This window comes from Acidovorax sp. (genome assembly GCF_046341535.1).
Lineage (GTDB): Bacteria > Pseudomonadota > Gammaproteobacteria > Burkholderiales > Burkholderiaceae_C > Acidovorax.
The window spans coordinates 1-9,802 of sequence record NZ_JBKDRI010000003.1; the positions used below are offsets into that span (position 1 = coordinate 1).

The window sequence follows — 9,802 nt, forward strand, 5'->3', positions numbered from 1 at the left end:
CGGCTGCAAATCGACCGCAGCGGTCCATTTTTAACCGCCTTTTTGCCCCATAGCTCGGCTATGGGGCTGCAAATTCGGCAAAAACTGTCCTCGCTGGGGCCGATTTTCGCTTTCGACGCTCCAAGTCCGACAGGCTCCTAGTGGCCGACCTGGGTCGGCTGTGTGGTTTGGGAGCCAGGCCCACGGCAGCGCGCGCCAGTGCGTCGGCCTGGCCATTGCGGTGGCGCGGAATCCACTGCCAGCGCACGGTGTCAAACCGCTGCAAGGCGCGGCGGGCCTCTTCAAACATGGGGGCCAGCCGCGCGATGGGCCTGGGGGCGGGCGCGTTGGGGCTGTGGGGCCGCATCTGGTCCACCAGCACGCTGCTGTCGCTGGAAATCACCAGACACAGCGCGCCCTGTCGGCAGGCTTCGTCCAGCGCCAGCAGCAGCGCCCGCAACTCGGCCTCGTTGTTGCAGCCTGTGCCGGGGGCCTGGCGCGACAGCGACGTGGTGGCACCCCCAGGGGCCACCAGCACGGCCCCCAGCCCCATGCGACCGGGGTTGGGCAAGGCCGTGCCGTCGCAATGGATGACCCACTCCGGGTGCCTCACCACGCCTTGGCTGGCGGCAGCAGGGCTCGACATCAGCGGTAGAACGCCTCGACCTGCCCCTTGAGCCTGATCAGCACCGGCTGACCTGTGCGGTCCACCGTCTTGCCTGCGGGCACCTTCACCCAGCCTTCGCTGATGCAGTATTCCTGCACGTCGAAACGATCCTGACCGTTGAGGCGGATGCCGATGTCGTGCTTGAACACGGCGGCCGCGTGGTGGGGGCTACGGGGGTTGACCGACAGGTGGTCGGGCAATGCGGGGCGTGCGGTGGAGGGGTTGGTCGTGTCGGTCATGTGAATGCGAAATGAACAGGGAAGGCGATGGCGGGCCGCATTCAGCGGCCCAAGGGCGCGACGCCGATCAGCCAGGCATGGGCCCAGAAGGCAAACGCCGCCCACGCGGCAACACCGACCACCACCGTGATGCCCGTGGCCGCCGCCGTGCCCGGTGCATAGGTCGTGCCCAGCCTGCGGTCGCGCTGGCGCGCGGCGCGAAAGCTCGCTACCGCCCACAACAGGAAGCCCCCGAACAGCAGCACATCGGCCACGGAGCCGTTGGACAGCAGGTGCGCCAGCGCCCAGACCTTCACGCCCAGCACCATCGGATGGCGCAGCCGCGCGCGGATGCCATTGCGCGGCACATAGGCGGCCACCAGCAGCACAAAGGCCACCAGCGTGAGCAGCGCGGCAGCATGGCGCATGCCCACGGGCGGCATCCACAGCACCACAGGTTGCTGCCGTGCCAGGCCGTAACCCCAGACGATCAGCGCCAGACCCACCACCGACACCAGCGAATACAGCCCCTTCCAAGCGCCTTCGCCCATGCGCGCCAGCATCTGGCTGCGCCAGGGATCCGACACGATGCGCACCGAATGCACGCCCAGAAACAGCACAAGTCCAATCACCAGGATCAGCATGGAACAGCCTTTTAAAAACAAGTGGTAAGCAAGCGAGGGCCGCCTGCCTTTGGCACGCGTGCCCACCCGCAGCAGGTGCCACGCGTGGCACGGACATGCCGCTCAACGATACGGCGCGCCAGATTTTGAACTGAAACCAGCACGCACGCCCCTGGGGAAGCTCTACATCACCCTCGCGAGGATACGCTGGCGCCGGTCAAGACAGGCCACAAAGCACCTTTCTTGCCCATAGCCGCGCTATGGGCAAGAAAACAACGCGGTGGACTGCCCGCGCCCGTGCCCGCGCAGATCGCAGGCAGTGGTGTAGAGCTGCACTGCAGGCCCATAGCCCCCGTCAGCCAGTCGCGCTGCAAGTCGCGCCGCCCGTAGCGCTGCGCCAGGCGTGCCGTGTGCTACCGCGCCACGCGCTGCTGCAGCGCAAATGGCGGCAGGCCCTTGAGCAGGCGCTGGCCGTAGCTGGTGCGCGTCAGGCGCTTGTCGTAGCAGTACACATGGGCCTGGTCGTCTTCGGTGCGGATGGCGCGGCCCACCCATTGCGCCAGACGGATGGCGGTGGCGGGCACCACCAGTTCGCTGAACGGGTCGCGGCCCACGGCGCGCAGCCACTCGGCACGCGCCTCGCCCACCGGGTCGTCGGGCGGGGCAAAGGGCAGCTTGGTGATAAAGACCGATTCGCACAGCCGCCCCGGCAAATCCAGCCCCTCGCCAAACGTCTGCATGCCAAAGATGACCGAAGGCTCGCCGCGCTCCACCCGCTCGCGGTGGCGCGCAAGCAGCTGCGTGCGCGGCAGCGCGTTTTGCACCAGCACCACGCTGCGCATGGCGGTGGGCAGGGCATCCACGGCCTGGCGCATCTGCTCGCGCGAGGTAAAGAGCACCAGCGCGCCGTATTCCACGCGAGCGATGTCGTGCAGCAGCGCATCGACCATCTCGGGGGTGAACTGTGCGGCGTTCTTGGGGTCAGCGCGGGTCTCTGCGGCAATCAGCGTGCCCTGCGCGGCGTAATTGAAGGGGCTGGGCACCTCCAGCGTGGTGGCGGCCTCGTCGCCATGCAGACCCACCTCGCGCATGAAGAAGTCAAAGTGCCCGCAACTGGTGAGCGTGGCCGATGTCAGCACCGCGCCGCGCACCGCGCTCCACAGATGGTTGCGCAGCGCGGTGCCGGGCAGGATGGGGCTGGCGTGAGCCTTGACCACGATGAAGTCGCCATCGGTCTCCAGCGTGAACCACTTGGCCGCCGGGACAAAGGTGTGATCGGCGCCCTCGGGCGCATCCTGCAGCAGCAATTGCGCGGTGGCATGCAGCCCTTCCAGGCGCGGGGCCAGCATGCCAATTTGCGCGTACAGCGTGGACAGGCGCCTGCCCTCCTCGGGCTTGTCGCGCATCTCGGCCCGCAGGGCTTTGCTGATGGCGCGCAGGGCGTCGAGAAAGGCCTCGGCGCTGGCGGCCAGCACGCCCAGGGGCGCAATCAGCAGCTCGGGCAGCTCACCGCGCGGCACGCGCACGCGCGCCGGGCCCCAGGCGTTGGGCTGGCTTTTGAGCTGGTCGCCATACACATCCATCACGATGCGCGCGAGGTCTTGCAACGTCTGCCGCAACTGGGCCGAATGTTTGGAGATATCGGCAATCTCTTCCACCTCCAGCAGCGCGCCAATGCGCAGGCCCCGGCTGGCCAGCCGCTCGATCCAGGTGATGCGTGACAAGTCCATGCTGCACGCAAACTGGTCCAGCGCCGTAGCGGGCAGGTGGTGGGCTTCGTCCAGCACCAGCAGGCAGTTGTCCAGCTCGGGCAGCACGCGCGCGCCCAGGGACGACAGCAGCAGATCATGGTTGGCCACAATCACCTGCGCGCCCACCAGCTCCTTGCGCTTGTCGTAGTAGGTGCACTGGCTGAAGGCCGGGCAGTGCTTGCCGGTGCACGAGGCACCCTCGGCCGCCACGGGGCTCCACACCTCGGGCTCGGGCGGTGTCTCCAGGCTGTCGCGGTCGCCATCCCACGCGCCCTGGGACAAGGTCTGCGACATGGTCGAATAGAACTGCATGCGCGCCTCGGTCTCGTGCCGGGGGCGCTTGGCGCGGGCGGCGGCTTCCTCGTCGGCAAACAGGTCGTCTTCGCCGTCGTCACCGGCCTCGCCGGTGCCGGCCAGGCGCTCGAGCTTGAGCTTGCACACGTAGCGCCCCCGCCCCTTGGCCAGCGCAAATTTGAAGGGCTGCGGCATGCGCGCGGCCAGCGCGGGCAAATCTTTGTTGACCAGCTGCTCTTGCAGCGCCACGGTGGCGGTGGAGATCAGCACCCGCGAGCCGCGCGCCAGCGCCAGCGCAATGGCCGGAGCGCAGTAGGCCAGCGACTTGCCCACCCCCGTTCCCGCCTGGATGACGGCAATGGACCGCGTGGGCGCGGCCTCGCCACTTTCTTCATCCACCTTGCCCAAGGTGGCGCTGCTGAACGCGCGCGCCACCTGCTCGGCCATCAGCCGCTGGCCGGGGCGGCTGCGAAAACCTTCGGTGGCGTTCACCACCGCATCGAACGACTGCAGGGCCGCGTGGGCCCACTCACTGGAAGACATGGGGGGAGTGTGGCATGGGTGGTGGGCTGACTTTGTGAGTGAAAAGTGGCCCCGACCCCTCGAGGGCACGCGCTGGCGGCTATCCAGCCTGTAGCAAAGGAAGGAGGTGGTTGCCTGGTTTAGCGGTGGCGGATATGCTCAAGAATAGCTGATTTTTTATACAGCCTATTCTTGCGCATGAAGGTGGAACTCCCATGAAAATCCTGCCCGCTGAATTCGATGGTCAAGCCATCCGCCGTGTGTACGACGAGAGCACCGAGATGTGGTGGTTCTCGGTGATTGACGTGGTGCAGGTGCTGACGCAACAGCCCGACGACCTGACCGCCCGCAAGTACTGGAACCAGCTCAAGCGTCGGCTTGGCAATGAAGGCAGTCAACTGGTGACAGCTTGTCACCAGTTGAAGATGCCCGCTGCAGATGGCAAGCAGCGCCTCACCGACGTCGCTACCGCTGAAACCTTGCTGCGCTTGGTCCAGTCTGTTCCCAGCCCCAAGGCCGAACCCATCAAGCTGTGGCTCGCCAAGGTAGGCTACCAGCGCATGCAGGAGATGGCCGACCCCGCCCTGTCGCTCGCTCGCGCCCGCCAGACCTGGCAGCAGCATGGCCGCAGCGACAAGTGGATCCAGCAGCGCATGACGGGGCAGGAAACCCGCAACAAGCTCACTGATTATTGGAGCGAGCACGACATCAAGGCGGGCAGCGAGTTCGCCATTCTCACCAACATCATTCACCAGGAATGGGCTGGCCTCAGCGTGGCCCAACACAAGGCCAAGAAGGGGCTGACCAGCCATAACCTGCGCGATCACATGAGCGAGGCGGAACTGATCTTTACTGCCCTGGCCGAGCTATCGACCCGCCAGATTGCCGAGAGCGTGCAGGCCACCGGCATGGCCGAAAACAAAGCCGCTGCACACAACGGGGGCCGCATTGCGCGGCAAGCCCGCAACCAGCTGGAGGCGCAGACCGGAAAATCGGTGGTGACCGGCGCCAACTATCTGCCCCCGTCTACACCCGCTGCGCCTGAGTTGCCAAAGGCGGCAAAGGTAGGCGGTGCCGTCAAGCCAGCGAAGCAAATGCAGGCCAAAAAAGCACCCAAGTAGGTCATGTTGAGGCGGCAGCGCCCCATGGAACCGTTCTCGCTGAGCTTGTATCGACTGAGCGCTTCCTCCTACAGCCTGCGATAGACAAGCGTCCCAGCATGAAGTGAGCGCCGCACCTTCCTCGTTGCGCTTTCTATGGAGGCACCCCATGAGCCCAACCCTGGCCCACAAGACCCAAGACCGCGATCAGGACAAGACCGCGTCGGCCCGCGTTCGGGCCCGTACCGAGCGGCGTACCGACACCACCACGCAGCCGCCAACACCGGGCAGCGGCCCCGAGGACCTGTCGGGGCCGCAAGCCCGCCTGACGCACGAGCGCGACGAGGCCCCCGCCATGACGGACGACATCCAGTCCGAAGAAGGCAAGCAGGTTTTCAAGGACTTGGAGCGCGGGCTGAAAGACACCGACAAGGGCCCGCCCATGTACCGGGCTTACCAGTAGCAAAAAACGTAGAGCGCCGGTGGGCGCACGTGGCCCACACGGATAAAATGCTATTGAATTCGTAGCATTAAGGGCAAACAAACAAAGCGCTTCAGCCCGATTTGGCCTGATTTCTTCGCCTGGCGGCGCTGCGGGCCGAGCCAGCGCAGACCGCAGGGAGTTTTGGAGACGGTCCCTAGCCCCGCTCGCGCAGCGCCCGCTCAATCCGCCCCTGCCGCACCGTCGTCTTGGGCACCTTGAACGGGAACCAGCTGCGCACGTCTTCTTCAAGGCCGATGCCGTGCATGTAGTTGTAGATGGCCTTCTTGAGCGCGCCGCCCAGCGCGTCGTGGTCCACGCCGGTGGGGTCGATGAAGGCCACGTCGTTTTTGGCAAAGCCGCCCGGGGGCAGCGGCGCGAGCGTGACGCCGTATTCCTCAGGGTGTTTGCCCACGGGTGAATGCACGGTGCAGGCAAAGCGGTGGAAGAACCCGCTTTGGATGCAGCCATTGGCAAAGAGCTGGCGCACGTATTCCAGCGCGTCCACAGTGTCTTGAACCGTCTGCGTGGGAAACCCGTACATCAGGTACGCATGCACCAGGATGCCCGCGTCGGCAAACGCCCGGGTCACGCGTGCCACCTGGTCCACCGACACGCCTTTTTTCATCAGCGTGAGCAGCCGGTCCGACGCGACTTCGAGCCCGCCAGAGATCGCAATGCAGCCGCTGTCGGCCAGCAGCTCGGCCAGCTCGGGGGTGAAGGTTTTTTCAAACCGCACGTTGCCCCACCAGCTGATGCCCGTGTTGCGCGCGATCAGCTCGGTGGCCAGTGCCTTCAGGGCCTTGGGCGGCGCGGCCTCGTCCACAAAGTGAAAGCCCGTCTGGCCCGTCTCGCGCACGATCTGCTCGATGCGGTCGGCCAGCACTCCAGCACTGGCGCCCTCGTAGCGGCTGATGTAGTCCAGGCTCACGTCGCAAAAGCTGCACTTCTTCCAGTAGCAACCGTGCGCCACGGTGAGCTTGTTCCAGCGGCCATCACTCCACAGCCGGTGCATGGGGTTGAGCATGTCGAGCAGCGAGAGGTAGCGGTCCAGCGGCAGGCCGTCCCACGTAGGCGTGCCCACCTCGGCAAAGGCGATGTCGGCTTCCATCATGTTGATGTACTGCACAGCGCCTGCGTCATCCCGCACAAACGTGCGCACCAGCCGCTGGCGGCTGCGCTCGCCGCGCAGGTGCTCCAGCAGCGCCAGCAGCGGGCGTTCGCCCGCGTCCAGCGTGACGTAGTCCACGTAGTCAAACACGCGCGGGTCGGCCAGCTCGCGCAGTTCGGTGTTCACAAAGCCGCCGCCCAGCAGCAGCGCCACGCCGGGGTAACGCGCCTTGATGGTCTGCGCAATGCGAAACGCCGCATACACCGAGCCCGGGAACGGCACCGACAGCAGCACCACGCCGGGCCGGTGGCGCTCCATGGCTTCCAGCGTGAGCTGGGCCAGCATGTCGTCCACCAGCGTGGGCGGCGCAGCGAGCGCATTGGCCAGCGGGTCAAACGTGGGCTGGCTGCCCGCCAGCGACTCGGCATAGCGCACAAACTCAAAGCGCTCGTCCACCGCATCGCGCAGCACATCGGCCAGGTCGTTCAGATACAGCGTGGCCAGGTGCTTGGCCTTGTCGTGCAAGCCTAAAGCGCCAAAGGCCCAGCCCAGCGGGTCGCCGCCCTCGTCATCCACATACACGTCCAGCGTGGCAAAGCGCGGGCCTTCGGGCAGGTAATGGCGGCCCACGATGCGGTGCGCCAGCGTGCTGTCGCGCCCCTGCAAAAACGCGATGGCGGGGCCGATGGTGACGAGGTAGCGGTCTTTCTGCGCCGCAAAGCTTTGTACGGCGGCGCTGCGCTTTTTGGGGGGCAGCGCATCCACCTTGTCGGCCACGGCGCGCAGGCCTTCGGGCGACAGCAGGCGCAGCACCAGGGCCAGCGCCAGGTCTTCCTGCACCGCATCCACCCCGCGCGAGCGCAGAAAGCCCGTGAGGTACGCAGTGGACGGGTACGGCGTGTTGAGCTGCGTCATCGGGGGGATGACGGACAGGACGCGCAGCGAGGGCGGTGCGGCTTCGGCAGACATGGTGGGTAGCAGGTGGCGGTTGCGGTGCCGCCGCAGGGGCTGAGGGCGAGGCAGCGTCCATTATCCGGGCCAGGGCGGCTGCCTTGCGAGTGCTGCACGCCGCCGCCGCGCGGGCATGCCGCTTTCAGCGCAGCAGCCGTTGCCGCAGCACATGGGCAGCTGCGCGGATCTTGGCATCGGCACGGCTCGCATCGCCCAACTGCCCGCACGGGCCCCTTTGCTTTGCTGATTTTGATGCCAGGAGCCTGCCGGACTTGGCGCGTCGAAAGCGAAAATGGGCCCCGGCGAGGACGGTTTTTGCCGAATCTGCCAAGCTAAGGGGCAAAAGGCGGTAAAAAAGGCACTGTCGCGGTCGATTGGCAGCCCACGACTTCCGGGTCCGGCGGGCGCTAGCGTGCCCGTCCAGACCGCCGTGGTCACCAACGCCGCGCCTTTCTGCCCCCCATCCACCCCACCGATATTGCCCATGGCTTCTTTCCACACCGCCACCGTTGCCTGGCAGCGCGGCACCGCTGATTTTCTGGACCGGCGCTACCACCGATCCCACCAATGGCAGTTTGATGGCGGTGCCACGGTGGCCGCTTCGTCATCGCCGCATGTGGTGCCCCTGCCCTACTCCGATGCTGCTGCAGTGGACCCGGAAGAGGCCTACATCGCCGCACTGTCAAGCTGCCACATGCTGTGGTTTCTGGACCTGGCCAGCCGCGCAGGCTGGCGGGTGGACCACTACACCGACGCTGCGGTAGGCACCATGGCCAAAGATGCCCAAGGCCGCCTGATCGTGAGCCATGTGCAACTGAACCCCGTCACGGTGTTTGATGCAGCCCATGCACCCAGCGCATCCGTGCTGGCTGACCTGCACCACCAGGCGCACGCGGCCTGCTTTCTGGCCAACTCGGTCAAGACGCAGATCGACTGCACCCCGGTGCTGCAAGCGGGCCCAACCGCAACGCAAGGAGCCTGACATGGCCAACGCGAACCGCCAGTTTCACATGACCGATGCACCCGCCATGCAGGCGCTGGTGCGCGCGCAGCCCTTGGCCACCTTGGTGATAGCGCATGCAGGGGCCCTGCACGCCAACCATGTGCCGCTGTACCTGGACCCCACCCGCGGCCCGCACGGCACGCTGGTGGGCCACGTGGCGCGGGCCAATGCCCTGTGGCCGCTGCTGCCCCAGCAGGCCGTGGCGGTGTTCCACGGCCCGCAGGCGTATGTGTCGCCGTCCTGGTACCCGTCCAAAGCGGCGGACGGCAAACAGGTGCCCACCTGGAACTACGCCACGGCGCATGCCCACGGCAGCCTGCACGCCTTTGACGACACTGAGCGCCTGCACGCCGTGCTGCACACGCTGAGCGAGCGGCACGAGGCCCACCGCCCCGACCCCTGGCGTATCGACGATGCACCGCCCGACTACATCGACAAGATGCTGCGCGCCATCGTGGGCATCGAGCTGGTGGTCGAGCGCTGGGAGGGCGTGTGCAAGATGAGCCAGAACCGCACCGAAACCGACCGCGCCGGTGTGGTCCAGGGCCTGCTGGCCGAAGGCACCCCATCGGCCGCAGAGGTGGCGGCACTGGTGCGGGTGTGACGCGAAAGCGCACTGTGTTTTGCTATTATTTTAATAGCTGTCAGTGCATGAATGACAAGCGCAGCCTGCGATTTTGATTTGAAGAAAGCGCGCTCCAGGGCGGGGGCTGCGCCCTCGCCCGTGCGTGCCGTGCCCGCGCCCTCGTTCGGGCTGAGCTCCCCCGCCCGTTCGGGCTGAGCCAGTCGAAGCCGCGCACCGCACCTCATCCCGTTCAGGCTGAGCTCGTCGAAGCCCAGCGCCCCACCCGTTCCGGCTGAGCTCCCTCGCCCGTTCAGGCTGAGCTTGTCGAAGCCGCGCACCGCACCTCATCCCGTTCAGGCTGAGCTCGTCGAAGCCCAGCGCCCCCACCCGTTCCGTCTAACCCGGATATTTCACCGTCCTCCGTAAAAACGATGACGGCATGGCCCTTTGAGTGCGCGTTTATCGAGGTGTAGAAACTTGATGAACGAGCGAGCCATGCCGAATCCAAACTGTACCGAACAAACTGAACTCGATCTG

General features: G+C 66.2%; 9 protein-coding genes. 4 read left to right on the forward strand and 5 right to left on the reverse strand.

Annotated elements, in window-relative coordinates; genetic code table 11:
* Window positions 1-58: 58 nt before the first annotated feature.
* The 4 genes from ACK543_RS00080 to dinG form a co-directional block, all read right to left on the reverse strand.
* Window positions 59-625 carry a reverse transcriptase-like protein gene (locus ACK543_RS00080; RefSeq protein ID WP_409940842.1) on the reverse strand — a complete coding sequence of 189 codons (567 nt, stop codon included), beginning with the start codon at window positions 623-625 and terminating at the stop codon, window positions 59-61.
* Window positions 625-885 carry a DUF3297 family protein gene (locus ACK543_RS00085; protein ID WP_409940843.1) on the reverse strand — a complete coding sequence of 87 codons (261 nt, stop codon included), beginning with the start codon at window positions 883-885 and terminating at the stop codon, window positions 625-627. Before ACK543_RS00085 ends, ACK543_RS00080 begins: the two co-directional genes overlap by 1 nt.
* 41 nt (window positions 886-926) lie before the next feature.
* Window positions 927-1,508, reverse strand: coding sequence for an NnrU family protein (locus ACK543_RS00090; protein ID WP_409940844.1), 582 nt, complete (start codon window positions 1,506-1,508; stop codon window positions 927-929).
* Window positions 1,509-1,900: 392 nt separating this feature from the next.
* On the reverse strand, window positions 1,901-4,075 hold the full coding sequence (gene dinG / locus ACK543_RS00095) for an ATP-dependent DNA helicase DinG (protein WP_409940845.1): 2,175 nt from the start codon (window positions 4,073-4,075) through the stop codon (window positions 1,901-1,903).
* Window positions 4,076-4,269: 194 nt separating this feature from the next.
* Here dinG and ACK543_RS00100 point away from each other — a divergent pair, with 194 nt between their 5' ends.
* Both ACK543_RS00100 and ACK543_RS00105 read left to right on the forward strand, forming a co-directional pair.
* Complete coding sequence (locus tag ACK543_RS00100; RefSeq protein WP_409940846.1) at window positions 4,270-5,175, forward strand: BRO family protein; 906 nt, start codon at window positions 4,270-4,272, stop codon at window positions 5,173-5,175.
* A 148-nt stretch (window positions 5,176-5,323) separates the two neighbouring features.
* A complete protein-coding gene (locus tag ACK543_RS00105; RefSeq protein WP_409940847.1) occupies window positions 5,324-5,617 on the forward strand; it encodes a hypothetical protein in 294 nt (97 codons plus the stop codon).
* Window positions 5,618-5,792: 175 nt separating this feature from the next.
* Here the strand turns inward: ACK543_RS00105 and ACK543_RS00110 are convergent, their stop codons facing one another.
* Window positions 5,793-7,661 (reverse strand): B12-binding domain-containing radical SAM protein, encoded by a 1,869-nt coding sequence (locus ACK543_RS00110; RefSeq protein ID WP_409940850.1) that lies wholly within the window; start codon window positions 7,659-7,661, stop codon window positions 5,793-5,795.
* A gap of 520 nt (window positions 7,662-8,181) precedes the next feature.
* Between ACK543_RS00110 and ACK543_RS00115 the strand changes: the two genes are divergently transcribed.
* Together ACK543_RS00115 and ACK543_RS00120 are read left to right on the forward strand one after the other, a co-directional pair.
* The gene (locus tag ACK543_RS00115) at window positions 8,182-8,679 is read left to right on the forward strand and encodes an OsmC family protein (protein ID WP_409940848.1); all 498 of its coding nucleotides are present in this window, start codon (window positions 8,182-8,184) and stop codon (window positions 8,677-8,679) included.
* Window position 8,680: 1 nt separating this feature from the next.
* Window positions 8,681-9,304 carry an FMN-binding negative transcriptional regulator gene (locus tag ACK543_RS00120; protein ID WP_409940849.1) on the forward strand — a complete coding sequence of 208 codons (624 nt, stop codon included), beginning with the start codon at window positions 8,681-8,683 and terminating at the stop codon, window positions 9,302-9,304.
* The last annotated feature ends 498 nt before the right edge of the window (window positions 9,305-9,802 follow it).